This window comes from Micromonospora chokoriensis, assembly GCF_900091505.1.
GTDB classification, from domain to species: domain Bacteria; phylum Actinomycetota; class Actinomycetes; order Mycobacteriales; family Micromonosporaceae; genus Micromonospora; species Micromonospora chokoriensis.
Window position 1 is genome coordinate 2,007,976 of the sequence record NZ_LT607409.1, and the last position, 22,353, is coordinate 2,030,328.

The following is a 22,353-nucleotide window of genomic DNA, read 5'->3' on the forward strand; positions in this document are numbered from 1 at the left end:
GACCGGACAAATGGACAGGCAAGTCAAGGGGATCCTGGGCGCCAAGCTCGGCATGACCCAGGTCTGGGACAACAACCGTGTTGTTCCCGTGACCGTGGTCGAGGCCGGCCCGTGCGTCATCAGCCAGGTTCGTAGCGCCGAGAAGGACGGTTACTCCGCGGTCCAGCTGGCCTACGGCACCATCGACCCGCGCAAGGTCAAGAAGCCGATCAGCGGGCACTACGCCAAGGCGGACGTGGCGCCGCGCCGGCACATCGTCGAGCTGCGCACCACGGATGCCGGGGAATACTCGCTCGGGCAGGAAGTCACTGTCGAGGAGTTCCCGGCCGGCGTCACCATCGACGTCACCGGCAAGACCAAGGGCAAGGGCTACGCCGGCCCGATGAAGCGGCACGGCTTCCACGGTCTGGGCGCCGGTCACGGTGTCGAGCGCAAGCACCGCTCGCCCGGCTCCATCGGCGCGTGCGCCACGCCGGGTCGTGTCTTCAAGGGCACCCGGATGGCCGGCCGGATGGGTGGCGTGCGGTACACCGTGCAGAACCTCACCGTCCAGGCGGTCGACACCGAGAACAACCTGCTGCTCGTCCGGGGTGCCATCCCCGGTCCGAAGGGCGCGCTCGTTCTGGTCCGTACCGCGGCGAAGAGCAAGGTGAAGAAGGGCGGTGCGGCCAAGTGACCACCGTTGACGTGCGCACCGTCGAAGGCACCACCAGCAGCTCGGTCGAGCTGCCGGCGGACATCTTCGACGTGCAGGCCAACGTCGCGCTGATGCACCAGGTCGTGGTGGCCCAGCTCGCGGCGGCCCGACAGGGCACGCACAAGGCCAAGACCCGCGGCGAGGTCGCCGGTGGCGGCAAGAAGCCGTACAAGCAGAAGGGCACCGGTCGCGCCCGCCAGGGCTCGATCCGCGCGCCGCAGTTCGCCGGCGGTGGCGTCGTGCACGGTCCCGTGCCGCGTGACTACAGCCAGCGGACCCCGAAGAAGATGAAGGCCGCCGCTCTGCGGGGCGCCCTCTCCGACCGGGCTCGCGCCGGGCAGGTGCACGTCGTCGAGGCGTTCGTCTCGGGCGAGAAGCCGTCGACCAAGGCGGCCCTGGCCACGCTGGCGAAGCTCACCGAGGCCCGTCGGGTCCTGGTCGTGCTGAGCAGCACCGACGAGCTGAACTGGGTGTCGCTGCGCAACGAGCCGCGCGTGCACCTGATCGAGTCCGGCCAACTGAACACGTACGACGTGCTCGTGGCCGACGACGTGGTCTTCACCAAGGACGCCCTGGACGAGTTCCTGGGCGTGCCCGCCGAGACCACCGAGGAGGGTGGCAAGTGAGCACGATCGCCGACCCGCGCGACATCATCGTGGCGCCGGTCGTCTCGGAGAAGAGCTACAGCGAGCTGAACCGGAACTGGTACACCTTCCTGGTGCACCCGGACGCGAACAAGACCGAGATCAAGATCGCTATCCAGCAGATCTTCAACGTCCGCGTCCTGACGGTCAACACGCTCAACCGCCAGGGTAAGCGCAAGCGCACCAAGACCGGCTTCGGTCAGCGCAAGGCGACCAAGCGGGCGATCGTGAAGCTGGCTGACGGTGACCGCATCGAGGCCTTCGGCGGCCCGGTCAGCTGAGGGGTGTAGACAATGGCTATCCGTAAGTACAAGCCGACGACGCCGGGCCGACGTGGCTCTAGCGTCGCTGACTTCGCCGAGATCACCCGGTCCACGCCGGAGAAGTCGCTGCTGGCTCCGCTGCCGAAGAAGGGCGGGCGTAACGCCCACGGCCGGATCACCACGCGGCACCACGGCGGCGGTCACAAGCGCCAGTACCGTCTGATCGACTTCAAGCGGGTCGACAAGGACGGCGTGCCGGCGAAGGTCGCTCACATCGAGTACGACCCGAACCGCACGGCACGCATCGCGCTGCTGCACTACGCCGACGGCGAGAAGCGGTACATCATCGCGCCGAAGGACCTGAAGCAGGGCGACCGCGTCGAGTCCGGTCCGGGCGCCGACATCAAGCCCGGCAACAACCTGCCGCTGCGCAACATCCCGGTCGGTACCACGATCCACAACGTGGAGCTGCGCCCGGGTGGCGGTGCCAAGCTGGCCCGTTCCGCCGGCGTCGGCATCCAGCTGCTCGGTCGTGAGGGCGCGTACGCGACCCTGCGTATGCCGTCCGGCGAGATCCGGCGTGTGGACGTGCGCTGCCGCGCCAGCGTCGGCGAGATCGGCAACGCCGATCAGTCGAACATCAACTGGGGCAAGGCCGGCCGGATGCGGTGGAAGGGCAAGCGCCCGACCGTCCGTGGTGTCGCCATGAACCCGGTCGACCACCCGCACGGTGGTGGTGAGGGTAAGACCTCCGGTGGTCGCCACCCGGTCAACCCGCAGGGTAAGCCCGAGGGCCGCACCCGCCGTAAGGGCCAGCCGAGTGACCGGCTGATCGTCCGCCGTCGCTACGCCACGCGTAAGCGCGGCTGAGGGAGATAAGACATGCCTCGCAGCCTGAAGAAGGGCCCGTTCGTCGACGACCACCTGCTCAAGAAGGTGGAAGTTCAGAACGACAAGGGCTCCAAGAACGTGATCAAGACCTGGTCGCGGCGCTCGACGATCATCCCCGAGATGCTGGGGCACACGATCGCCGTGCACGACGGACGCAAGCACGTCCCGGTGTTCGTGACCGAGGCGATGGTCGGGCACAAGCTCGGCGAGTTCGCGCTGACCCGCACGTTCAAGGGTCACGAGAAGGACGACCGGAAGAGCCGTCGGCGCTGACGCCGCCAGGCATACGGATAGAGGGAACAAGGGGTTACAGCGATGCCAGGAAAGGGCGACGCTCCGGTGCTTCCGGGCGCGCGGGCGGTTGCGCGGCACGTGCGCATCTCGCCGATGAAGGCGCGCCGGGTGGTCAACCTCGTCCGCGGCCTGCCCGCGAAGGAGGCGCTCACGGTGCTGCAGTTCGCGCCGCAGGCTGCGAGCGAGCAGGTTTACAAGGTGCTCGCTAGCGCGATCGCCAACGCGGAGAACAACGAGCGGCTGGACCCCGACGCGCTGCTCGTCAGCGAGGCCTTCGTGGACGAGGGTCCGACGATGAAGCGGTTCCAGCCGCGGGCCCAGGGTCGGGCCTACCGCATCCGCAAGCGCACGTGCCACATCACCGTGGCGGTCGAAGCGGTCGCGCCGGCAACGCCGAGGAAGGCCGCGGCCAAGAAGGCGGCCCCGGCCACGGAGGCCGCACCGGCCGAAGCGCAGAGCAAGACGGAGGACGCCGAGTAATGGGTCAGAAGGTTCACCCCACTGGGTTCCGGCTCGGCATCTCGACCGACTGGAAGTCCCGCTGGTTCGCGGACAAGCTCTACAAGGACTACATCGGCGAGGATGTCAAGATCCGCCGCATGATGTCCAAGGGCCTCGAGCGTGCCGGGATCTCCAAGGTCGACATCGAGCGCACCCGCGACCGGGTTCGGGTCGACATCTACACCGCCCGGCCGGGCATCGTCATCGGCCGTAAGGGTGCGGAGGCCGACCGGATCCGCGGCGAGCTGGAGAAGCTCACCGGCAAGCAGGTTCAGCTGAACATCATCGAGGTGAAGAACCCCGAGTCGGACGCTCAGCTGGTCGCGCAGGGCGTGGCCGAGCAGCTGTCCAGCCGGGTCAGCTTCCGTCGGGCGATGCGCAAGGCCATGCAGTCGGCGATGAAGAACCCGGTCTGCAAGGGCATCCGGGTTCAGGTCTCGGGTCGCCTCGGCGGCGCTGAGATGAGCCGGACCGAGTTCTACCGTGAGGGCCGGGTTCCGCTGCACACGCTGCGGGCCAACATCGAGTACGGCTTCTTCGAGGCTCGTACCACGTTCGGTCGGATCGGTGTGAAGGTCTGGATCTACAAGGGCGACGCCGTTCCGGGCCGGGAGGCTCCGGCCGAGGCCGGTCCGTCCCGCCCGCGTCGTGGTGAGCGCGGCGACCGTCCCGAGCGTCCGCGCCGTGGCCGGTCGGGTTCGTCCGGCACCACGGCTGGTGGCACCGAGGCCGGCCGGGCTGCTGCGACCACCGTCGCGCAGCAGGCCGAGACGCCGAGCGGCGAGCCGGTCGACAGCTCCGCTGTCGCCGCCGCGGCTGCTCCGGCAGAAACGCAGCAGGAGGGCTGACAGATGCTGATGCCGCGCAAGCCCCCGAAGGGCTTCCGCAAGCCGCACCACCCGGACCGCAGTGGCGCGTCCAAGGGTGGTAACCGGGTGGTGTTCGGCGAGTTCGGGATCCAGGCTCTTGAGCCGGCGTACGTGACGAACCGGCAGATCGAGTCGGCACGTATCGCGATGACTCGCCACATCAAGCGTGGTGGCAAGGTCTGGATCACGATCTTCCCGGACCAGGCCCTCACCAAGAAGCCGGCCGAGACCCGGATGGGTTCCGGTAAGGGTTCGCCCGAGTGGTGGGTCGCCAACGTCAAGCCGGGGCGGGTTCTCTTCGAGATGTCCTTCCCCAACGAGCAGACCGCGCGAGAGGCCATGCGTCGCGCGATCCACAAGCTCCCGATGAAGTGCCGCATTGTTACGCGCGAAGTGGGTGAATCCTGATGGCAGCGGGCGTTAAGGCGACCGAGCTGCGTGAGCTCTCCGAGGAGGAGCTGGTCACGAAGCTGCGGGAGGCCAAGGCGGAGCTGTTCAACCTCCGCGTGCAGGCCGCAACCGGGCAGCTCGACAACAACCGGCGGTTGCAGGTCATCCGTCGGGAGATCGCCCGGATCTACACGATCATGCGCGAGCGCGAGCTGGGGCTCTCGGCCGCGCCGACTGAGGTGACTGCATCATGACCGAAGAGACCACCACCACCGCGCGCTCGCGCCGCAAGGTCCGTGAGGGCCTGGTGGTCAGCGACAAGATGGACAAGACCGTCGTGGTCGAGGTCGAGGACCGGGTTCGGCACGCGCTGTACGGCAAGATCATGCGCCGTACGAGCAAGCTGAAGGTGCACGACGAGCAGAACGCCGCCGGCACCGGTGACCGGGTTCTCATCATGGAGACCCGGCCGCTGAGCGCCACCAAGCGTTGGCGGATCGTGGAGATCCTGGAAAAGGCCAAGTAGCGAAGGCTCGAGCTCGCCCGGCGTTGCGTCGGGCGTAGGTTCCGCCAGGCTCCGGCCGCCACGGCGGCCGGAGAACCGGCAGACATAGGAGATAGACGTGATTCAGCAGGAGTCGCGACTGCGCGTCGCCGACAACACGGGTGCTCGGGAGATCCTGTGCATCCGGGTTCTCGGTGGCTCGGGTCGGCGCTACGCGAGCATCGGCGACGTCATCGTGGCCACGGTCAAGGACGCCATCCCGGGTGCCGGTGTGAAGAAGGGCGACGTCGTCAAGGCTGTCGTCGTTCGCACGGCCAAGGAGAAGCGGCGGCCGGACGGCTCGTACATCCGCTTCGACGAGAACGCCGCCGTCATCATCAAGGACGGCGGGGACCCGCGTGGTACCCGCATCTTCGGCCCGGTGGGCCGGGAGCTGCGGGACAAGCGGTTCATGAAGATTATTTCCCTCGCGCCGGAGGTGTTGTGACCGTGAAGGTCAAGAAGGGCGACACGGTCGTCGTCATCGCCGGCAAGGACAAAGGTGCCAAGGGCAAGGTCATTCAGGCCTACCCGCGGCAGGACAAGGTCCTGGTCGAGGGCGTGAACCGGGTCAAGAAGCACACCCGCATCAGCACCACCCAGCGTGGCGCCAAGACCGGCGGCATCGTCACCCAGGAGGCCCCGATCCACGTCTCGAACGTGCAGGTCCTGGACTCCGACGGCAAGCCGACCCGCGTCGGTTACCGGATCGACGACAACGGCCAGAAGGTCCGCATCGCGCGCAGCACCGGTAAGGACCTGTGATGACCACGGCTACCGAAAAGACCATGCCGCGCCTCAAGGAGCGGTACCGCAACGAGATCGTGGCCCAGCTGCGCGAGCAGCACAGCTACGGCAACCCCATGCAGGTGCCGCGGCTGGTCAAGATCGTCGTCAACATGGGTGTCGGCGAGGCTGCTCGCGACGCCAAGCTGATCGACGGCGCGGTCCGTGACCTCGCCACGATCACCGGCCAGAAGCCGCAGGTGCGGCGGGCGACCAAGTCCATCGCGCAGTTCAAGCTGCGTGAGGGCATGCCGATCGGCGCGAAGGTCACCCTTCGCGGTGACCGGATGTGGGAGTTCCTGGACCGGCTGCTCTCCATCGCGCTGCCGCGTATCCGCGACTTCCGCGGTCTGGACGGGCGCAAGCTGGACGGGCACGGCAACTACACGTTCGGTCTGACCGAGCAGTCGGTGTTCCACGAGATCGATCAGGACAAGATCGATCGCCAGCGGGGCATGGACATCACGGTGGTCACGACCGCCACGACCGACGACGAGGGCCGGGCGCTGCTCAAGCTCCTGGGCTTCCCGTTCAAGGAGAACTGAGATGGCCAAGAAGGCGCTGATCATCAAGGCGGCTGCGAAGCCGAAGTTCTCGGTTCGCGCGTACACCCGCTGCCAGCGGTGCGGGCGTCCGAAGGCGGTCTACCGCAAGTTCGGGCTCTGCCGGGTCTGCATCCGGGAGATGGCTCACCGCGGTGAGCTGCCGGGCGTGTCCAAGGCTTCCTGGTAAGGGCGACCGCGTCCCGGCCGTCGGCTGGGAACTCCTGCACCGATTAGGTATTGCTCTTCGCCGTAGGCCCGGGGCTGATGCCCCGGGAACCCCGGCGAGAAAGGCTGACGAAATCCATGACGATGACCGACCCGATCGCAGACATGCTCACGCGTCTGCGTAACGCCAACCAGGCGTACCACGATCAGGTGAAGATGCCCTACTCCAAGATCAAGGCGAACATCGCCGAGGTCTTGAAGGCCGAGGGTTACATCGCCACCTGGTCGGTCGAGGAGCCCGAGGAGGGCGCCGTCGGCAAGCGACTGGTCGTCGAGCTGAAGTACGGCCAGAACCGCGAGCGGAGCCTGGCCGGCATCAAGCGCGTGTCCAAGCCCGGTCTCCGGGTGTACGCCAAGTCGGACGGGCTCCCGCGGGTGCTCGGTGGGCTGGGCGTGGCGATCATTTCGACGTCCCAGGGGCTGCTGACCGACCGGCAGGCCCGCAAGCGGAGTGTTGGCGGGGAAGTCCTCGCCTTCGTCTGGTAACGGGAGACAGGTAGAAATGTCGCGAATTGGACGTAAGTCGATCCCGGTACCAGCCGGCGTCGACATCACGATCGACGGGCAGACCGTCAAGGTCAAGGGCCCCAAGGGTCAGCTGGAGCACGTCCTCGCCGAGCCGATCACGATCGAGCGGGCCGAGGACGGGCAGCTGAGCGTCAACCGGCCCAACGACGAGCGCAAGGCCAAGGAACTCCACGGCCTGAGCCGTACGCTGGTTGCCAACATGATCGTCGGGGTCACCGAGGGCTACCGCAAGAGCCTGGAGATCGCCGGCACCGGTTACCGGGTCACCGCCAAGGGTTCGGACCTCGAGTTCGCGCTCGGGTTCTCGCACCCGGTGGTCGTCTCCGCCCCGGCGGGCATCACCTTCACGGTGGAGCGGCCGACCCTGTTCCACGTTGCTGGCATCGACAAGCAGCAGGTCGGTGAGGTCGCCGCCAACATCCGGAAGATCCGCCCGCCGGAGCCCTACAAGGGCAAGGGCGTGAAGTACCAGGGCGAGGTCATCCGCCGCAAGGCCGGAAAGGCAGGTAAGAAGTGAGCGCCACGCTGCTCAAGCGCCGCCGCGGTGTCGCCGCCAAGCGCGCCGTCGGGCGTGCGCGTCGACACTTCCGCGTCCGCAAGAACGTCACCGGTACGGCCGAGCGTCCGCGCCTGGTCGTCACCCGTTCGCTGCGGCACATGGTCGCCCAGGTCGTCGACGACTCCAAGGGTCACACCCTGGCGTCGGCGTCGACCCTGGACGCCTCGCTGCGCGGTGCGGAGGGCGACAAGAGCGCCCTCGCCAGCAAGGTGGGCACTCTGCTCGCCGAGCGGGCCAAGGCCGCTGGCGTCTCCAAGGTCGTCTTCGACCGCGGTGGCAACCGGTACGCGGGGCGTGTCGCCGCGCTTGCCGACGCCGCCCGCGAAGCCGGGCTCGAGTTCTAACAACCCCGTCACGAGAGATAAGGAAGGCTGCTGATGCCAGGTCAACAGCGCCGTGGCGGCGGGTCCGGTGGCAACGAGGGTGGTCGCCGCGACAACCGCCGTGAGGGCGGCCGCGGAAACGCGCCCGTCGAGAAGACCCCGCACCTTGAGCGGGTCGTCGCGATCAACCGCGTCGCCAAGGTCGTGAAGGGCGGTCGTCGCTTCAGCTTCACCGCCCTGGTGATCGTGGGCGACGGCGACGGCACGGTCGGCGTGGGCTACGGAAAGGCCAAGGAGGTGCCCGCGGCCATCGCCAAGGGTGTCGAGGAGGCCAAGAAGCACTTCTTCAAGGTTCCGCGTATCGGCGCCTCGATCCCGCACCCCGTGCAGGGCGAGGACGCGGCCGGTGTGGTGCTGCTCAAGCCGGCCTCGGCCGGTACGGGTGTCATCGCCGGTGGTCCGGTGCGTGCCGTGCTGGAGTGCGCCGGTATCCACGACGTGCTCTCCAAGAGCCTCGGCTCGTCGAACCCGATCAACATCGTGCACGCCACCGTGGCGGCCCTGAAGGGGCTCGAGTCCCCCGAGCAGGTCGCGGCGCGTCGTGGTCTGCCGGTGGAGGACGTCGCGCCGGCCGCCATGCTGGCGTCGCGGGCGGGGGTGGCGTCCTGATGGCACGCCTGAAGGTCACCCAGCTCCGGTCCGGTATCGGGACCAAGCAGAACCAGCGTGACTCGCTGCGTTCGCTCGGTCTCAAGCGGATCAACGACGTGGTGGTCAAGGAGGACCGGCCCGAGATCCGCGGCATGATCTTCACGGTCAACCACCTCGTGAAGGTCGAGGAGGTCGAGTAATGACGATCAAGGTGCATCACCTGCGCCCGGCGCCCGGTTCCAAGACCGCGAAGACCCGTGTGGGTCGCGGTGAGGGTTCCAAGGGCAAGACCGCCGGTCGCGGTACCAAGGGTTCCAAGGCCCGCAAGAACATCTCGGCGGCGTTCGAGGGTGGGCAGATGCCCATCCACATGCGCCTGCCGAAGATGAAGGGCTTCAAGAACAAGTTCAAGGTGGTCTTCCAGGTGGTCAACCTGGACCGACTCGCTGAGCTGTTCCCGAACGGTGGCCAGGTCGGCCCGCTGGAGCTGGTCGAGGCCGGCGCGGTCCGCAAGGGTCACCCGGTCAAGGTCCTCGGCACCGGGGACCTCGGCGGTGTGGCGCTCCAGGTGTCCGCGCACGCGTTCAGTGCGTCGGCCAAGGAGAAGATCGCTGCCGCCGGTGGCTCCGTCACCGAGCTGTAAGGCGTAAGACCATGGCGCCCGTCCAGTTGTGACCAACTGGCGGGCGCCATGGTCTACCCGGGGCCCTAGCGCCCTGTAACATCGGAAACGATTTATGTAGTCGGGCACATCTGCCCGGAGCGGGGTAGGGCTGTTAGAGTCCCATCCCAGTCATGGATTGCGGGCACTCGCCCGTGATGCACCCCGACCCGCCAGGGATCACCGGCGGCCCGCCTCGCGCAGGAGGAAGAAGTTGCTGTCCGCCTTTCTCAGTGCGTTCCGTACGCCTGACCTGCGCAAGAAGCTGCTGTTCACAGTAGGCATCATCGCGGTCTACCGGCTGGGCGCGACGCTCCCCAGCCCAGGCGTCTCGTACGGCAACGTGCAGAAGTGCCTCGACACTCTCCAGGGTGACACCACCGGGGTGGTGAACCTCCTCAACCTCTTCTCCGGCGGAGCGCTGCTGCAGCTCTCGGTCTTCGCGCTGGGCATCATGCCCTACATCACCGCGTCGATCATCCTGCAGCTGCTGACCGTCGTGATCCCCCGGCTGGAGCAGCTCCGCAAGGAGGGCCAGGCCGGCCAGGCGAAGATCACCCAGTACACCCGCTACCTGACCCTCGGTCTCGGTGTGCTGCAGGCCTCGGCGTTCGTGGCCCTGGCCCGCTCGGGCCAGCTGTTCCAGAACAAGTGCGACCAGTTCCCGATCATCCCCACCGGCACCGGCATCCCGGACTGGCTGACGCTGTCCATCCTGGTGATGACGATGACCGCCGGTACCGGCATGGTTATGTGGCTCGGTGAGCTGATCACCGACCGCGGCGTCGGCAACGGCATGTCCGTCCTGATCTTCACCTCGATCGCGGCCCGGCTGCCCAGCGAGGGTTGGAACATCAAGACCAGTCAGGGTTGGGGCAAGTTCGCCCTGGTCATCGTGCTGGTCCTGGTGGTCATCACCGCTGTCACCTTCATCGAGCAGGCGCAGCGCCGGATCCCGGTGCAGTACGCCAAGCGGATGATCGGCCGGCGAATGTACGGCGGCACCTCGACCTACATCCCGCTGAAGGTCAACCAGGCCGGTGTCATCCCGGTCATCTTCGGCTCGTCGCTGCTCTACCTGCCGCAGCTGGCCCTGCAGTTCTTCGACCAGAACGACCCGGGCAAGACCCAGGCGTGGGTCCAGAACAACCTGGTCAACCCGAGCAGCCCGATCTACATCGCGGTCTACTTCCTGCTGATCATCTTCTTCACGTACTTCTACGTCTCGATCACGTTCAACCCGACCGAGGTCGCGGACAACATGAAGAAGTACGGCGGTTTCGTGCCGGGTATTCGCCCGGGCAAGCCGACCGCCGACTACCTGGACTTCATCCTCAGCCGGATCACCCTGCCGGGCGCGCTCTACCTGGGTGTCATCTCGATCCTGCCGAACTTCTTCTTCATCTGGCTGGACAACCAGCAGTACCAGAACTTCCCGTTCGGCGGCACCGCTGTGCTCATCATGGTCGGCGTCGGTCTGGAGACCGTGAAGCAGATCGAGAGCCAACTCATGCAGCGGAACTACGAAGGGTTCCTGCGGTAGATGAGACTCGTTCTGGTTGGTCCGCCGGGGGCGGGCAAGGGCACTCAGGCCGAGTTCATCGCCGCACACCTCTCGGTGCCGAAGATCTCGACCGGGGACATCTTCCGGTCGAACGTCACCCAGGGCACCCCGCTCGGTGTCGAGGCGAAGCGGTACATGGACGCGGGCGAGCTGGTTCCGGACGAGGTCACCATCAACATGGTCCGGGACCGGCTGGCCGAGCCCGACGCCAGCGAGGGGTTCCTGCTCGACGGTTTCCCGCGGACCACTCCGCAGGCTGCCGCTCTGGACAAGCTCCTCGCCGACCTGGGGACGGCGCTCGATCTGGTCCTGGAGTTGGTGGTCGACGACGACGAGGTGATCCGGCGGCTGTCCGGCCGGCGTACCTGCCGGGGTTGCGGCAAGATCTGGCACGTCGAGTTCGACGCCACCACCCGGCCGGGCATCTGTGACCGGTGCGGCGCCGAGCTGTTCCAGCGCGACGACGACAAGCCGGAGACGATCGCCACCCGGCTCCGGGAATACAGCGAGAAGACCGCGCCCCTGGTCGACTACTACGGCGCCCAGGGCAAGCTGGTCGGGATCGACGCCACCGGGCCGGTGGAGGACGTCACCACCCGGGCCATCGACGCCCTGCGGTCCTACGGCGGCTGAGGTCCGGCCGGGCCGCGGCGGATAGAGTGCGAACAGCGGGGTACGCGAGACGTGCCCCGCTGTTCGGCAACGAAAGGTAATCGCTCCATGCGTCGTCCCCAGCTGGACATCCAGCTGAAGACCCCTGACCAGATCGAGAAGATGCGGGCCGCCGGGCTGGTGGTGGCCGAGGCGCTCCGCCGGATGCGGGAGGCTGTCGCCCCGGGTGTGAGCACCGCCGATCTGGACGCCATCGCCGAGTCGACCATCCGCGAGGCGGGTGGCGTTCCGTCGTTCAAGGGCTACCACGGCTTCCCGGCGTCGATCTGCTCCTCGGTCAACGAGCAGATCGTGCACGCCATCCCCTCGCCGAAGCAGGTGCTCTCCGAGGGCGACCTCATCTCCATCGACTGCGGCGCGGTGCTGGACGGGTGGCACGGCGACTCCGCGATCACCGTTGGGGTCGGCGACGTCGACCCGGCCCTGTTGAAGATGGCCGAGGTGGCCGAGGACGCCATGTGGGCCGGCATCGCCGCCGCTGCCCGTGGCGCGGCGAGCGGCAGGGGCCGGCTCACGGACATCTCGCACGCGGTGGAGACCGCCGTCCGCAAGGGCGGCCGGTACGGCATCGTCGACGGCTACGGCGGGCACGGCATCGGTACGGAGATGCACCAGGACCCGCATGTGCTCAACCACGGCCGCCCGGGCAAGGGCCCACGCCTGGTCGCCGGCATGGCGTTGGCGATCGAGCCGATGATCACGATGGCGTCCCCGCGTACCGTCGAGTTGTCCGACGGGTGGACGGTGGTCACCCGGGACGGCTCGGTGGCGGCGCACGTCGAGCACTCGATGGCTCTGCTGTCGGACGGGGTGTGGGTGCTGACCGCGTTCGACGGGGGCCGGGCCCGACTGGGCGACCTGGTCACCGCGCGCCAGCCCGCCGTCTCCACGACCTCCTGACCGGTCGACCCGGGGTCGGGCGCCCCTGACCGGCCAGCCCACCCCGACGCCGTTCCACCCTGATGATCGACTCCGTCTCGCCGAGGTGGCGGTATCAGGTCGCTCGGACAGCCCCAGGTCGGCGATCTGGAGTGGATCATGGGCGGGTCGGGCCGGGGTTCGGGCGGGTCGGGCCGGGGTTCGGGCGGGTCGGGCCGGGGTTCGGGCGGGTCGGGCCGGGGTTCGGGCGGGTCGGGCCGGGGTTCGGGCGGGTCGCGCCGGGGTCCGGGAGGGGGAAGGGTCGTGACGGGGGCAGGCAGGGACCCGCGCGGGTCGGGACGCGGGCGGGTCGGGACCCGGAAGGGCCGGAACGCGGGCGGGCCGGACTGGCGGGGCGGTGGCATGCTTGCCGGCATGGACGGGCGCGACGGGATGCGAGCGGCGGACGCGGACCGGGAAGCAGTGGCCGAACGGCTGCGGGTGGCCCTCAACGAGGGCCGGTTGGACCTGCACGAGTACGACGAGCGGTTGCAGCGGGCGTATGCGGCACGCACGTACGCCGATCTTGAGGTGCTGCTCACCGACCTGCCGCCGGTGGCGCCCACGCAGCGGTCGGGCCTGACGCCAGTCGCGGGCGCCGCTCCGGCGGTCGGCGTGCCGGATGGCCAGCCCGGCTCGGTCGCGACCCGCGGTGTGACCGCCCGCTGGCTGGCCGAGGTGTGGATGCCGTACCTGAACGTGATCGCCATCGTGGTGACGATCTGGGCGGTGACCTCGCTGCTCAGTCGGGACCTGCTCTACTTCTGGCCGGTGTGGGTGGCCGGGCCGTGGGGTGCGGTGCTGCTGGTGCGCACGATCACCGGGCTGACTGGGGGAGAGCCGCAGCGCCAGGCAATCGAGCGGGACCGCCGCCGGCAGCGTAAACGAGACAAGCGGGAGCGGCGGCGCGAACTGCGCGCCACCGAGTCGGATGAAACGGACGATCCCACCGCACCGGCCTGACCCGGCGCCACTTCACCGTCGACGGCCGGCGCGGATTCCTTGATCGACTCGGGTTTCAGGAAGTCGGGGTGTCGAAGGCGGTTTGTCACCGCAGGTTCCGTGAAGGCGAGTCGATCAACGTTTGCGACAACCGAGTGCCGGGCGCCGGGCTTCGCCGGCGGTGTCGATCAACGTCCGCCAACCGAGTGTCGGGTGTCGGCCCCGCTGGCGGGGCCGATCGACGTCCGCGGCCCTGAGTCCCGCAGGCCGTGCCGACCGACGTCCTCGGTCCGAGGCCCCCCAACGGCGTCGATCATGGCGTGCCGCTCGGTAACTTCATGATCGACGAGGGTCTGCGGGTCGGGGCGGGTGGCCGGTTTGGCGGGCGACTGCTGGCGGGCGTACACTTTCAGATCGGCGCACAGCGTCCACTCCGGCATGCCCACCCTGCGCTTCGGTGGGAGCTGGAGCCGCGGCTGGCGCGGTCTTCTGGTCAAGGTCAGATTTCCGTGTAAGGCGTTGTGGGCCGCCCGGAGCAATCGACGTCAGGACAGCGGAGGACATGCCGAAAAAAGACGGAGCCATTGAGATCGAGGGTCGGGTCATCGAGCCCCTGCCGAACGCCATGTTCCGGGTGGAGCTCGCGAACGGCCACAAGGTGTTGGCTCACATCAGCGGGAAGATGCGGCAGCACTACATCCGCATCCTTCCGGAAGACCGGGTCGTCGTCGAACTCTCGCCGTACGACCTGACCCGCGGGCGCATCGTCTACCGCTACAAGTAGTCCTGACGACGGCCGGGAAGTCCGTGTCCGTCTTCGACGTCCGGCGTCGTGCATCGCGCGTCCCCGGGCCAGATGGGAAGTAAGGCAACCGTGAAGGTCAAGCCGAGCGTCAAGAGGATCTGCAACAAGTGCCGGGTTATCCGCCGGCACGGCCGGGTCATGGTCATCTGCAGTGACCCGCGCCACAAGCAGCGCCAGGGCTGAGTCAGCCCCACACATCACACATGCTCGTCCCAGCCGCGAGCGGTACGCGAGACGTACTCCTTCGTGGCTGACCCCCGGTCGGAGGCCGGGGCCCGCTTGGGCAGCGACCGATCCCGGTCGCCGGCGCGTATCGCGTCGGAAAGACGGGACGGCCGGTAGCGGGGTGGGACGGGTCCACACCTCCGCCACACATTACGAGGAGTACGCCCGCACATGGCACGTCTAGTCGGCGTGGATCTCCCCCGCGAGAAGCGGTTGGAGATCGCGCTCACCTACATCTTCGGGGTCGGTCGCACCCGCGCCCTGGAGACGCTCGCCGCTACCGGCATCTCGCCGGACAAGCGCGCTCGGGACCTCACGGACGAGGAGCTCGTGCAGCTCCGCGACCACATCGAGGGCAACTACAAGGTTGAAGGCGACCTGCGCCGCGAGGTCGCTGCTGACATCCGCCGCAAGGTTGAGATCGGCTGCTACGCCGGCATCCGGCACCGCCGGGGCCTGCCCGTGCGTGGCCAGCGGACCAAGACCAACGCCCGGACCCGCAAGGGCCCGAAGCGGACCGTGGCCGGCAAGAAGAAGCCCGGCAAGAAGTAAGACGTAGACCGGAATACGGGTCTAGGTCCGCCGAGCACGGCCAGGCCGCAACCTGTATCGGAAGTCAACTAGGAGCGCAGAAGACTTATGCCACCGAAGGCTCGTGCCGGAGCCGCTGTCAAGAAGGTCCGGCGCAAGGAACGCAAGAACGTCGCCCACGGGCAGGCGCACATCAAGAGCACGTTCAACAACACCATCGTGTCCATCACGGACCCGACCGGTGCGGTCATCTCGTGGGCCTCCGCCGGCCAGGTCGGCTTCAAGGGCTCCCGCAAGTCGACTCCGTTCGCCGCGCAGCTCGCCGCCGAGGCTGCCGCGCGTCGCGCCATGGAGCACGGCATGCGCAAGGTCGACGTGTTCGTCAAGGGCCCCGGCTCCGGCCGGGAGACCGCCATCCGTTCGCTGCAGGCCGTGGGCCTCGAGGTCGGGCAGATCTCCGACGTCACCCCGCAGCCGCACAACGGATGCCGTCCGCCGAAGCGTCGCCGGGTCTGAGAGGTAGAGAGAGATGGCTCGTTACACCGGTGCTGACTGCCGCCGTTGCCGGCGGGAGAAGATGAAGCTGTTCCTCAAGGGCAGCAAGTGCGATGGCCCGAAGTGCCCGTTCGAGTCCCGGCCGTTCCCGCCCGGGCAGCACGGCCGCGGCCGCACCAAGGAGACGGAGTACCTGCTCCAGCTCCGCGAGAAGCAGAAGGCCCGCCGCGTCTACGGCGTGCTGGAGAAGCAGTTCCGCGGTTACTACGAGGAAGCCGTCGGCAAGCAGGCGAAGACCGGTGAGGTCCTCCTGCAGATCCTCGAGTCGCGGCTGGACAACGTCGTTTACCGGGCCGGCTTCGCCCACTCGCGGGACATGGCCCGCCAGCTGGTCAAGCACGGTCACTTCACGGTGAACGGCAAGAAGGTCGACATCCCGTCGTACCGCGTCAAGGAGCACGACATCATCGAGGTTCGGGGCAAGAGCAAGGAGCTCACCCCGTTCGTCGTCGCGCAGGCCCAGGCCGGCTCGAAGACGGTCCCGGCGTGGCTTGAGGCCATCCCGAGCCAGATGAAGGTGCTCGTGCACTCCCTCCCGGCCCGGCAGGTCATCGACACGCAGGTCCAGGAGCAGCTGATCGTCGAGCTCTACTCCAAGTAGTCGGGCTCGTTGCGGTGGCCCGTCCGGATGGGCGGGCCACCGGAACAGTTTGTGTCGTGGACGTCAAATAGCGGGCGTCCCGGAAGAGAAGAGAAAAGATGCTCATCAGCCAGCGACCCTCCCTGTCCGAGGAGTCGATCAACGAGACCCGGTCGCGGTTCGCCATCGAGCCGCTGGAGCCGGGCTTCGGCTACACCCTGGGTAACTCGCTGCGGCGTACGCTGCTGTCGTCGATCCCGGGCGCGGCCGTCACCTCGATCAAGATCGACGGCGTTCTGCACGAGTTCACCACGATCCCCGGTGTCAAGGAGGACGTGGTCGAGCTCGTCATGAACATCAAGGAGCTGTGCGTCAGCTCCGAGCACGACGAGCCGGTCAGCATGTACCTGCGCAAGCAGGGCCCGGGCGACGTGACCGCGGGCGACATCCAGCCCCCGGCCGGCGTCTCGGTGCACAACCCGGATCTCAAGCTCGCCACCCTCAACGGCAAGGGCCGGCTCGACATGGAGCTGACCGTCGAGCGGGGCCGGGGTTACGTGACGGCCGCGCAGAACAAGCAGTCCGGCGCGGAGATCGGCCGGATCCCGGTCGACTCGATCTACTCGCCGGTGCTGAAGGTGACCTACCGCGTCGAGGCGACCCGTGTGGAGCAGCGCACCGACTTCGACCGGCTGATCATCGACGTCGAGACCAAGCCGTCGATGGGCCCGCGTACCGCGCTGGCCTCCGCCGGTTCGACGCTGGTGGAGCTCTTCGGGCTGGCCCGGGAGCTGGACGAGACCGCCGAGGGCATCGACATCGGGCCGTCCCCGCAGGACGCCCAGCTGGCGGCGGACCTCGCTCTGCCGATCGAGGAGCTGGACCTCACCGTCCGCTCCTACAACTGCCTCAAGCGCGAGGGCATCAACTCCGTTGGTGAGCTCATCGGGCGTACCGAGGCCGACCTCCTCGACATTCGCAACTTCGGTCAGAAGTCGATCGACGAGGTCAAGATGAAGCTCGCCGGGATGGGTCTCGGGCTGAAGGACTCGGCTCCGAACTTCGACCCGGCGCACGTCGTGGACACCTTCGGCGAGGCCGACTACGACACCGACGACTACCGCGAGACCGAGCAGCTCTAGTCCGCGCTGCCGCCACAACTGAGGAGCACCAAAAATGCCCACGCCCACCAAGGGCCCCCGCCTCGGCGGCAGCCCCTCGCACGAGCGGCTGATGCTGGCCAACCTGGCCACTGCGCTGTTCCAGCACGGCAAGATCCAGACCACCGAGACGAAGGCTCGGCGGCTGCGTCCGCTGGCCGAGCAGCTCATCACCAAGGCCAAGCGCGGTGACCTCGCCTCGCGTCGGCGGGTGCTGGGTGTCGTCAAGGACAAGGACGTGGTCTACGCCCTGTTCGACCAGATCGCGCCCCGGTACGCCAACCGCCCCGGCGGTTACACCCGGATCGTGAAGACCGGCCCGCGCAAGGGTGACGCCGCTCCGATGGCGATCATCGAGCTGGTGGAGGAGCTTCAGGTCGCCGAGCCGAAGGCGAACAAGAAGACCGCCGCCCGCAAGGCCGCGCAGCAGGACAAGGTCGAGGCGCTCGCCCCGGCCGAGGAGGCCCCGAAGTCGGCCGAGACCGACCAGGACTCCGAGGCGCCGGTGTCGGCGTCCGGTGACACCGACGCCGCCCGCGAGGACAGCGACGAGGCCACCGAGAACAAGGCCTGATCAAGGGCATTGTCGGGCCCGGCACCCCATCGGGGTGTCGGGCCCGACCCGTTACAGGAGGTACGAGGTGGACGAGCTGATCCGGCTGCGGCTGGACGTCTCGTACGACGGCACTGACTTCTCCGGGTGGGCCCCACAGCCGACCCGCCGCACCGTCGCCGGGGTGCTGATCGAGACTCTGGCGCTGGTCCTCGGGGCCGGCACGGCCACCGGGCTGACAGTGGCCGGGCGGACCGACGCCGGGGTGCACGCCACCGGGCAGGTGTGCCACCTGGACCTACCCGCGGACGTGTGGCGGGAACACGAGGGGCGGTTGCTGCGCCGCCTGGCCCGGCTGCTCCCCACCGACGTGCGCGTACGCGCGATGACCGAGGTGCCGGCGGACTTCGACGCCCGGTTCTCGGCGACCTTCCGACGCTACGAGTACCGGGTCACCGACGCGCCCTTCGGCGCGGAGCCGCTGCGCCGGCACGAGGTGCTGGCCTGGCCGAAGCCGCTGGACCTGGCCGCACTGAACGCTGCTGCCGGGGGCCTGGTCGGGGAGCACGACTTCGCCGCGTACTGCCGGCGCAAGGAGAACGCGACCACCCTGCGCGAGGTGACCCGGCTGGACTGGCGGCGCGACCCGGACGGGATCCTGGTCGCCACCGTGCAGGCCGACGCGTTCTGCCAGGCGATGGTGCGCAGCCTGGTGGGGGCGATGCTGGTGGCGGGCGACGGCCGTCGCCCGGTCGAGTGGCCGGGCAGCCTGCTCACCCAGCAGGCCCGGTCCAGCGAGGTGACAGTGGCACCGGCGCGCGGGTTGACGCTGGTCGCGGTCGGCTACCCGGCCGATCCGGCGGACTACGCCCGCCGCGCCGACCTCACCCGGCGGCTGCGGGTCCCCATCAAGGGCTGACCCGCCCGGGTCAGTCGCCCGGCAGGTCGTCGTCGCCGGTGCTGCCGCCCTGGGTGCCGTCGTTCTCGGTCGGCGCTGCCGTCGGCTGTGCGGCGCTGCCACCGTCGGCGCGTTGCTGGAGGACGCCACGGCTGAGGTGCAGCTCGATCATGTCGAACAGGATCTCGCCGACCTTGGCGTCACCCGCCTTGATCGCCGTACCGTCCTCGCGGACCACCAGGGCGTACGCCAGGTAGTGCCCGCGTACCTGCCAGCCGACCCGGGCCGGGGCGCTGGTCAGTACGCCGGTGCCGTCGCTCTCGGTGCCGGTGAGGCCGCGGAAGCGTCCCTGCCGCTCGTCGAGCAGCTGTCGAATGCGGTCCCGGGCCCGTTCGGCACTGACCTTGTCGGTGAGGTTGAACAGGCCGGCGGTGACGAGGTGGTTGCCGTCGGGAGTGCGCAGGGTCGCCCGGACGACCTGGTTGCAGCCGAGTCGGACCAGCAGGTCGGCGACCTCGCCGGTGGCGGCGACGGCACAACTGCCGCTGGACTGGGTCTTGACGACCTGGTAGGTGGACGGGCCGTCGCCGAGCTTCAACTCCTTGCCGGGGAAGAGTTCCTTGGCGGTGAGCGGGGTCTGGTCGGTGTCCCGGGAGTCCAGGGTCAGCCGTTCCGCCGGAGCGGACGGCGGTGCGGCGTTCGGTTGGAGCGTCGGGGTCGACTGCGGTTGCGGTTCGCGTTCGCTGAGCAGCGCGGCGGCACCCAGGCCGCAGAGGGCGAGCAGGACGAGGACGGCCGCCCCGCCGATCAGTACCTGCCACAGTCGACCGCCGCCGCGGCGGGCTCGTGGTTCCATCGGTGTCGCCGACGTGTAGACCTGGCCCTGGGGCCCGGCGGGCGGGATCTCGGCACGGGCCGGCGGCGGTACCGAGGACGACGGCTGCGGGGACGACGGCAGTGCGGACGACCGCTGCGGGGACGACGGCAGTGAGAGCTGATTCGGCCGAGGCAGCGACGGCGTGGGGAAGCGGGACGGAGACGGCCCGGCCGGTGGGGGCGGACCGGCGCCGAGCACCGACAGGTCGGACCCGGGCTCCGGGTACTCCTCGAAAGCGTCCTCATCGGACTCGTACCGATACACCATGTGGCCCAGAGTAAGAGTGATTGTCCCTTTTGGGGATAATTTTGCAGAAATGCTCGTGCAGGCCGAGTCGTGGCCCGCCCGGGCCGGTGCGAGAATTGCCGACGTGACCGGCGACCACTACTTCACTGCTCAGCCCGCCAGCGACGCCCCGGCGCGCGAGGTCGAGTTCTCCGTCGCCGACCGCGACTACCGGCTCACCTCCGCCGGCGGGGTCTTCTCCGCCACCCGGCTCGACCCGGGCACCGCGGTGCTCCTGCGTAAGGCCGAGCTGCCCGCCGCCGACACCAGCGGTGACCTCCTCGACCTGGGCTGCGGATTCGGACCGATCAGCTGTGTGCTGGCCGACTTCGCGCCGAGCAGCACCGTCTGGGCGGTCGACGTCAACGCCCGCGCCCGCGAACTCACCGCCGTCAACGCCGTCCGCGTCGGTGCCGGTGACCGGGTCCGGGTCAGCGCCCCGGACGACGTGCCGGTGGACGTCCAGTTCGCCGAGATCTGGTCCAACCCTCCCATCCGCATCGGAAAGGACGGGCTGCACGAGCTGCTGCTGCGGTGGCTGCCGCGGCTCGCGCCGGACGGCGTCGGCTGGCTGGTCGTCGCCCGGCACCTCGGCGGTGACTCGTTGCAACGCTGGCTCACCGAGCAGAACTGGCAGGTGGAGCGGCACGCCAGCCAGAAAGGCTTCCGGGTGCTACGAGTCACCCGGTAATTGGATGTCCCCTCCGGCCCTCACTGGGGCAGGATCCCCGCGTGGGATACGTGGACGTGGCAGGAGTCGGGCACATCCTCCCCGACGGTCGGGAACTCTTCGCCGACGTGTCGTTCCGGGTCGGGGAGGGCACCAAGATCGCCCTTGTCGGGCCGAACGGTGCCGGGAAGACGACGCTGCTGAGGATGGTCGCCGGTGACCTGCCGGTGCGTACCGGCGTCGTCGCACGCGCCGGCGGGCTGGGCGTGATGCGTCAGTTCATCGGCATGATCGGCGACGAGTCGACGCTCGCCGACCTGGCGTTGTCACTGGCCCCGCCCGCACTGCGCGACGCCGGCCGCCGGTTGGGCGAGACCGAGACCGCCATGCGGGCGGCCGAGGCCCGCGGCAAGTTCAGCAACGCCGCGAGCAAGGCCCAGTTGGCGTACGCGGACGCGCTCGGCGCCTGGGGCGAGGCCGGCGGCTACGACGCCGAGGTGCTCTTCGACACCGTCGCGACGATCGTGCTGAATCAGCCGTGGGACCTGGTTCGGGACCGGCCGGTGCGCACCCTGTCCGGTGGTCAGCAGAAACGCTTCGCCCTGGAGTTGCTGTTGCGCGGCCCGGACGAGGTGCTGCTCCTCGACGAACCGGACAACTTCCTCGACGTGCCCGGCAAGCGGTGGCTGGAAGCGCGACTGCGCGAGTCGACCAAGTCGGTGCTCTACGTCTCGCACGACCGTGAGCTGCTGGCCCAGAGTGCCGATCGGGTGGTCGCCGTCGAGGGGGGCAGCGCCTGGGTGCACCCGGGCGGCTTCGCCAGCTGGCACGAGGCTCGGGTCGCCCGGCACGCCCGCCTCGACGAACTGCGGCGGCGCTGGGACGAGGAGCACCAGAAGCTGCGCGAGCTGATGTTGATGTACAAGCAGAAGGCCGCGTACAACGACGGGTTGGCCTCGCGCTACCAGGCCGCGCAGACCCGGTTGCGCAAGTTCGAGGAGGCCGGGCCGCCGCCCGTACCCCCGAAGGACCAGGACATCCGGATGCGCCTCAGCGGCGGACGGACCGGCAAGCGCGCGGTCGTCTGCGAGCAGCTGGAGCTGGACGGCCTGACATTCCCCTTCGACCTGGAGATCTGGTACGGCGACCGGGTGGCGGTGCTCGGTGCCAACGGCACCGGCAAGTCGCACTTCCTGCGGCTGCTGGCCCGGGGTGGCACCGACCCCGACCCGGCGAACGGGCCGGTCGACGGCGCGGGAGCGCTTGCCCCGGTGGCGCACGACGGTGTGGCCCGGCTCGGTGCCCGGGTCCGCCCCGGGCACTTCTCGCAGACCCACGACCGGCCGGAGCTGATGTCGAAGACCCTCGTGGAGATTCTCTGGCGGGGCGACGAGCACCGCACCGGCATGGACCGGCACGCGGCGATGGGGGTGCTGAGTCGGTACGAGTTGGCCGCGCAGGGCGACCAGCGCTTCGGCACGCTCTCCGGCGGGCAGCAGGCCCGTTTCCTGGTGCTGCTGCTGGAGCTGTCCGGGGCGACCCTGCTGCTGCTCGACGAACCCACCGACAACCTCGACCTGGCCAGCGCCGAGGCCCTGGAGGCGGGCCTGAACGCCTTCGAGGGGACGGTGATCGCGGTGACCCACGACCGATGGTTCACCCGTTCCTTCGACAGGTTCGTGCTGTTCCGCGGCGATAACGAGGTGGTGGAGACCCCGGAACCGGTCTGGGACGTGGGCTGATCGCC

The 22,353-nt window shown here is 68.8% G+C and carries 35 protein-coding genes; 34 read left to right on the forward strand and 1 reads right to left on the reverse strand.

Features of this window, described 5'->3' with window-relative positions; translation table 11 throughout:
* Positions 1-10 precede the first annotated feature (10 nt).
* The 32 genes from rplC (at position 11) to truA (ending at position 18,795) form a co-directional block, all read left to right on the forward strand.
* Entirely contained in the window at positions 11-676 is a 666-nt protein-coding gene (gene rplC, locus GA0070612_RS09460; RefSeq protein WP_088987574.1) for a 50S ribosomal protein L3, read from the forward strand.
* Positions 673-1,323: a 50S ribosomal protein L4 gene (gene rplD / locus GA0070612_RS09465; RefSeq protein WP_088987575.1), complete on the forward strand. Its 651-nt coding sequence runs from the start codon at positions 673-675 to the stop codon at positions 1,321-1,323. The genes rplC and rplD overlap by 4 nt, the downstream gene beginning before the upstream one ends.
* Positions 1,320-1,622 (forward strand): 50S ribosomal protein L23, encoded by a 303-nt coding sequence (gene rplW, locus GA0070612_RS09470; protein ID WP_007465304.1) that lies wholly within the window; start codon positions 1,320-1,322, stop codon positions 1,620-1,622. The genes rplD and rplW overlap by 4 nt, the downstream gene beginning before the upstream one ends.
* 12 nt (positions 1,623-1,634) lie before the next feature.
* Positions 1,635-2,474: a 50S ribosomal protein L2 gene (gene rplB / locus GA0070612_RS09475; protein ID WP_088987576.1), complete on the forward strand. Its 840-nt coding sequence runs from the start codon at positions 1,635-1,637 to the stop codon at positions 2,472-2,474.
* Between the two features lie 12 nt (positions 2,475-2,486).
* On the forward strand, positions 2,487-2,768 hold the full coding sequence (gene rpsS, locus GA0070612_RS09480; protein ID WP_007465299.1) for a 30S ribosomal protein S19: 282 nt from the start codon (positions 2,487-2,489) through the stop codon (positions 2,766-2,768).
* A gap of 42 nt (positions 2,769-2,810) precedes the next feature.
* Positions 2,811-3,269, forward strand: coding sequence for a 50S ribosomal protein L22 (rplV, locus tag GA0070612_RS09485; protein ID WP_088987577.1), 459 nt, complete (start codon positions 2,811-2,813; stop codon positions 3,267-3,269).
* Positions 3,269-4,138, forward strand: coding sequence for a 30S ribosomal protein S3 (gene rpsC / locus GA0070612_RS09490; protein ID WP_088987578.1), 870 nt, complete (start codon positions 3,269-3,271; stop codon positions 4,136-4,138). Before rplV ends, rpsC begins: the two co-directional genes overlap by 1 nt.
* Before the next feature lie 3 nt (positions 4,139-4,141).
* Positions 4,142-4,567 carry a 50S ribosomal protein L16 gene (rplP, locus tag GA0070612_RS09495; protein WP_053653940.1) on the forward strand — a complete coding sequence of 142 codons (426 nt, stop codon included), beginning with the start codon at positions 4,142-4,144 and terminating at the stop codon, positions 4,565-4,567.
* A complete protein-coding gene (gene rpmC, locus GA0070612_RS09500) occupies positions 4,567-4,803 on the forward strand; it encodes a 50S ribosomal protein L29 (RefSeq protein ID WP_007465283.1) in 237 nt (78 codons plus the stop codon). The genes rplP and rpmC overlap by 1 nt, the downstream gene beginning before the upstream one ends.
* Positions 4,800-5,075 carry a 30S ribosomal protein S17 gene (gene rpsQ / locus GA0070612_RS09505; RefSeq protein WP_088987579.1) on the forward strand — a complete coding sequence of 92 codons (276 nt, stop codon included), beginning with the start codon at positions 4,800-4,802 and terminating at the stop codon, positions 5,073-5,075. Before rpmC ends, rpsQ begins: the two co-directional genes overlap by 4 nt.
* Positions 5,076-5,172: 97 nt before the next feature.
* The gene (rplN, locus tag GA0070612_RS09510; protein ID WP_007073026.1) at positions 5,173-5,541 is read left to right on the forward strand and encodes a 50S ribosomal protein L14; all 369 of its coding nucleotides are present in this window, start codon (positions 5,173-5,175) and stop codon (positions 5,539-5,541) included.
* On the forward strand, positions 5,538-5,858 hold the full coding sequence (gene rplX / locus GA0070612_RS09515; RefSeq protein ID WP_172899047.1) for a 50S ribosomal protein L24: 321 nt from the start codon (positions 5,538-5,540) through the stop codon (positions 5,856-5,858). Before rplN ends, rplX begins: the two co-directional genes overlap by 4 nt.
* Complete coding sequence (gene rplE / locus GA0070612_RS09520) at positions 5,858-6,424, forward strand: 50S ribosomal protein L5 (protein WP_088987580.1); 567 nt, start codon at positions 5,858-5,860, stop codon at positions 6,422-6,424. Before rplX ends, rplE begins: the two co-directional genes overlap by 1 nt.
* Position 6,425: 1 nt before the next feature.
* Complete coding sequence (locus GA0070612_RS09525; protein ID WP_007465272.1) at positions 6,426-6,611, forward strand: type Z 30S ribosomal protein S14; 186 nt, start codon at positions 6,426-6,428, stop codon at positions 6,609-6,611.
* Positions 6,612-6,727: 116 nt separating this feature from the next.
* Positions 6,728-7,135: a 30S ribosomal protein S8 gene (gene rpsH, locus GA0070612_RS09530; RefSeq protein WP_007465270.1), complete on the forward strand. Its 408-nt coding sequence runs from the start codon at positions 6,728-6,730 to the stop codon at positions 7,133-7,135.
* A 16-nt stretch (positions 7,136-7,151) separates the two neighbouring features.
* A complete protein-coding gene (rplF, locus tag GA0070612_RS09535; RefSeq protein ID WP_088987581.1) occupies positions 7,152-7,694 on the forward strand; it encodes a 50S ribosomal protein L6 in 543 nt (180 codons plus the stop codon).
* Entirely contained in the window at positions 7,691-8,080 is a 390-nt protein-coding gene (gene rplR, locus GA0070612_RS09540; RefSeq protein ID WP_088987582.1) for a 50S ribosomal protein L18, read from the forward strand. The genes rplF and rplR overlap by 4 nt, the downstream gene beginning before the upstream one ends.
* A gap of 33 nt (positions 8,081-8,113) precedes the next feature.
* On the forward strand, positions 8,114-8,728 hold the full coding sequence (gene rpsE, locus GA0070612_RS09545; protein ID WP_088987583.1) for a 30S ribosomal protein S5: 615 nt from the start codon (positions 8,114-8,116) through the stop codon (positions 8,726-8,728).
* Positions 8,728-8,910, forward strand: a complete 183-nt coding sequence (gene rpmD / locus GA0070612_RS09550; RefSeq protein WP_030329904.1) for a 50S ribosomal protein L30 — start codon at positions 8,728-8,730, stop codon at positions 8,908-8,910. Before rpsE ends, rpmD begins: the two co-directional genes overlap by 1 nt.
* On the forward strand, positions 8,910-9,353 hold the full coding sequence (rplO, locus tag GA0070612_RS09555; RefSeq protein ID WP_088987584.1) for a 50S ribosomal protein L15: 444 nt from the start codon (positions 8,910-8,912) through the stop codon (positions 9,351-9,353). Before rpmD ends, rplO begins: the two co-directional genes overlap by 1 nt.
* Positions 9,354-9,585: 232 nt before the next feature.
* Positions 9,586-10,914, forward strand: coding sequence for a preprotein translocase subunit SecY (secY, locus tag GA0070612_RS09560; protein WP_088987585.1), 1,329 nt, complete (start codon positions 9,586-9,588; stop codon positions 10,912-10,914).
* Positions 10,915-11,568, forward strand: a complete 654-nt coding sequence (locus GA0070612_RS09565) for an adenylate kinase (RefSeq protein ID WP_088950228.1) — start codon at positions 10,915-10,917, stop codon at positions 11,566-11,568.
* An 87-nt stretch (positions 11,569-11,655) separates the two neighbouring features.
* Positions 11,656-12,507 carry a type I methionyl aminopeptidase gene (gene map, locus GA0070612_RS09570; RefSeq protein WP_088987586.1) on the forward strand — a complete coding sequence of 284 codons (852 nt, stop codon included), beginning with the start codon at positions 11,656-11,658 and terminating at the stop codon, positions 12,505-12,507.
* 393 nt (positions 12,508-12,900) lie between these two features.
* Positions 12,901-13,488 (forward strand): DUF1707 SHOCT-like domain-containing protein, encoded by a 588-nt coding sequence (locus GA0070612_RS09575; protein ID WP_088987587.1) that lies wholly within the window; start codon positions 12,901-12,903, stop codon positions 13,486-13,488.
* A gap of 541 nt (positions 13,489-14,029) precedes the next feature.
* Entirely contained in the window at positions 14,030-14,251 is a 222-nt protein-coding gene (infA, locus tag GA0070612_RS09585; RefSeq protein WP_007073013.1) for a translation initiation factor IF-1, read from the forward strand.
* Between the two features lie 90 nt (positions 14,252-14,341).
* Positions 14,342-14,455, forward strand: coding sequence for a 50S ribosomal protein L36 (rpmJ, locus tag GA0070612_RS09590; protein ID WP_043965539.1), 114 nt, complete (start codon positions 14,342-14,344; stop codon positions 14,453-14,455).
* 213 nt (positions 14,456-14,668) lie between these two features.
* Positions 14,669-15,049 carry a 30S ribosomal protein S13 gene (gene rpsM / locus GA0070612_RS09595; protein ID WP_030329917.1) on the forward strand — a complete coding sequence of 127 codons (381 nt, stop codon included), beginning with the start codon at positions 14,669-14,671 and terminating at the stop codon, positions 15,047-15,049.
* 87 nt (positions 15,050-15,136) lie between these two features.
* The gene (gene rpsK / locus GA0070612_RS09600; RefSeq protein WP_007073011.1) at positions 15,137-15,544 is read left to right on the forward strand and encodes a 30S ribosomal protein S11; all 408 of its coding nucleotides are present in this window, start codon (positions 15,137-15,139) and stop codon (positions 15,542-15,544) included.
* 13 nt (positions 15,545-15,557) lie between these two features.
* Complete coding sequence (gene rpsD / locus GA0070612_RS09605; protein ID WP_088987589.1) at positions 15,558-16,184, forward strand: 30S ribosomal protein S4; 627 nt, start codon at positions 15,558-15,560, stop codon at positions 16,182-16,184.
* A gap of 98 nt (positions 16,185-16,282) precedes the next feature.
* Positions 16,283-17,305, forward strand: a complete 1,023-nt coding sequence (locus GA0070612_RS09610) for a DNA-directed RNA polymerase subunit alpha (RefSeq protein WP_007465227.1) — start codon at positions 16,283-16,285, stop codon at positions 17,303-17,305.
* A 34-nt stretch (positions 17,306-17,339) separates the two neighbouring features.
* Positions 17,340-17,897, forward strand: coding sequence for a 50S ribosomal protein L17 (gene rplQ, locus GA0070612_RS09615; RefSeq protein ID WP_088987590.1), 558 nt, complete (start codon positions 17,340-17,342; stop codon positions 17,895-17,897).
* Between the two features lie 67 nt (positions 17,898-17,964).
* On the forward strand, positions 17,965-18,795 hold the full coding sequence (gene truA, locus GA0070612_RS09620) for a tRNA pseudouridine(38-40) synthase TruA (protein WP_088987591.1): 831 nt from the start codon (positions 17,965-17,967) through the stop codon (positions 18,793-18,795).
* A 10-nt stretch (positions 18,796-18,805) separates the two neighbouring features.
* Here truA and GA0070612_RS09625 read toward each other — a convergent pair whose 3' ends face one another.
* Positions 18,806-19,918: a hypothetical protein gene (locus GA0070612_RS09625; protein WP_167393612.1), complete on the reverse strand. Its 1,113-nt coding sequence runs from the start codon at positions 19,916-19,918 to the stop codon at positions 18,806-18,808.
* Positions 19,919-20,021: 103 nt separating this feature from the next.
* On the opposite strand from GA0070612_RS09625, the gene GA0070612_RS09630 reads away from it, so the two are divergent.
* Both GA0070612_RS09630 and GA0070612_RS09635 read left to right on the forward strand, forming a co-directional pair.
* Positions 20,022-20,627 carry a class I SAM-dependent methyltransferase gene (locus tag GA0070612_RS09630; protein WP_088991377.1) on the forward strand — a complete coding sequence of 202 codons (606 nt, stop codon included), beginning with the start codon at positions 20,022-20,024 and terminating at the stop codon, positions 20,625-20,627.
* Positions 20,628-20,668: 41 nt separating this feature from the next.
* Positions 20,669-22,348 (forward strand): ABC-F family ATP-binding cassette domain-containing protein, encoded by a 1,680-nt coding sequence (locus GA0070612_RS09635; RefSeq protein WP_088987593.1) that lies wholly within the window; start codon positions 20,669-20,671, stop codon positions 22,346-22,348.
* The last annotated feature ends 5 nt before the right edge of the window (positions 22,349-22,353 follow it).

Coding starts and splice junctions, on each gene's coding strand:
- GA0070612_RS09610 (WP_007465227.1), top strand. CDS start 16,283: ATGCTCATCAGCCAGCGACCCTCCCTGTCCGAGGAGTCGATCAACGAG.
- rplO (WP_088987584.1), top strand. CDS start 8,910: ATGACGATCAAGGTGCATCACCTGCGCCCGGCGCCCGGTTCCAAGACC.
- rpsC (WP_088987578.1), top strand. CDS start 3,269: ATGGGTCAGAAGGTTCACCCCACTGGGTTCCGGCTCGGCATCTCGACC.
- rpsS (WP_007465299.1), top strand. CDS start 2,487: ATGCCTCGCAGCCTGAAGAAGGGCCCGTTCGTCGACGACCACCTGCTC.
- GA0070612_RS09525 (WP_007465272.1), top strand. CDS start 6,426: ATGGCCAAGAAGGCGCTGATCATCAAGGCGGCTGCGAAGCCGAAGTTC.
- GA0070612_RS09565 (WP_088950228.1), top strand. CDS start 10,915: ATGAGACTCGTTCTGGTTGGTCCGCCGGGGGCGGGCAAGGGCACTCAG.
- rpsK (WP_007073011.1), top strand. CDS start 15,137: ATGCCACCGAAGGCTCGTGCCGGAGCCGCTGTCAAGAAGGTCCGGCGC.
- rpsM (WP_030329917.1), top strand. CDS start 14,669: ATGGCACGTCTAGTCGGCGTGGATCTCCCCCGCGAGAAGCGGTTGGAG.
- rplB (WP_088987576.1), top strand. CDS start 1,635: ATGGCTATCCGTAAGTACAAGCCGACGACGCCGGGCCGACGTGGCTCT.
- GA0070612_RS09625 (WP_167393612.1), bottom strand. CDS start 19,918: ATGGTGTATCGGTACGAGTCCGATGAGGACGCTTTCGAGGAGTACCCG.
- rplF (WP_088987581.1), top strand. CDS start 7,152: ATGTCGCGAATTGGACGTAAGTCGATCCCGGTACCAGCCGGCGTCGAC.
- GA0070612_RS09575 (WP_088987587.1), top strand. CDS start 12,901: ATGGACGGGCGCGACGGGATGCGAGCGGCGGACGCGGACCGGGAAGCA.
- rpsE (WP_088987583.1), top strand. CDS start 8,114: ATGCCAGGTCAACAGCGCCGTGGCGGCGGGTCCGGTGGCAACGAGGGT.
- rpmD (WP_030329904.1), top strand. CDS start 8,728: ATGGCACGCCTGAAGGTCACCCAGCTCCGGTCCGGTATCGGGACCAAG.
- rpmC (WP_007465283.1), top strand. CDS start 4,567: ATGGCAGCGGGCGTTAAGGCGACCGAGCTGCGTGAGCTCTCCGAGGAG.
- rplP (WP_053653940.1), top strand. CDS start 4,142: ATGCTGATGCCGCGCAAGCCCCCGAAGGGCTTCCGCAAGCCGCACCAC.
- infA (WP_007073013.1), top strand. CDS start 14,030: ATGCCGAAAAAAGACGGAGCCATTGAGATCGAGGGTCGGGTCATCGAG.
- rplV (WP_088987577.1), top strand. CDS start 2,811: ATGCCAGGAAAGGGCGACGCTCCGGTGCTTCCGGGCGCGCGGGCGGTT.
- rplQ (WP_088987590.1), top strand. CDS start 17,340: ATGCCCACGCCCACCAAGGGCCCCCGCCTCGGCGGCAGCCCCTCGCAC.
- rpsD (WP_088987589.1), top strand. CDS start 15,558: ATGGCTCGTTACACCGGTGCTGACTGCCGCCGTTGCCGGCGGGAGAAG.
- rplC (WP_088987574.1), top strand. CDS start 11: ATGGACAGGCAAGTCAAGGGGATCCTGGGCGCCAAGCTCGGCATGACC.
- rpsQ (WP_088987579.1), top strand. CDS start 4,800: ATGACCGAAGAGACCACCACCACCGCGCGCTCGCGCCGCAAGGTCCGT.
- rplE (WP_088987580.1), top strand. CDS start 5,858: ATGACCACGGCTACCGAAAAGACCATGCCGCGCCTCAAGGAGCGGTAC.
- map (WP_088987586.1), top strand. CDS start 11,656: ATGCGTCGTCCCCAGCTGGACATCCAGCTGAAGACCCCTGACCAGATC.
- rpsH (WP_007465270.1), top strand. CDS start 6,728: ATGACGATGACCGACCCGATCGCAGACATGCTCACGCGTCTGCGTAAC.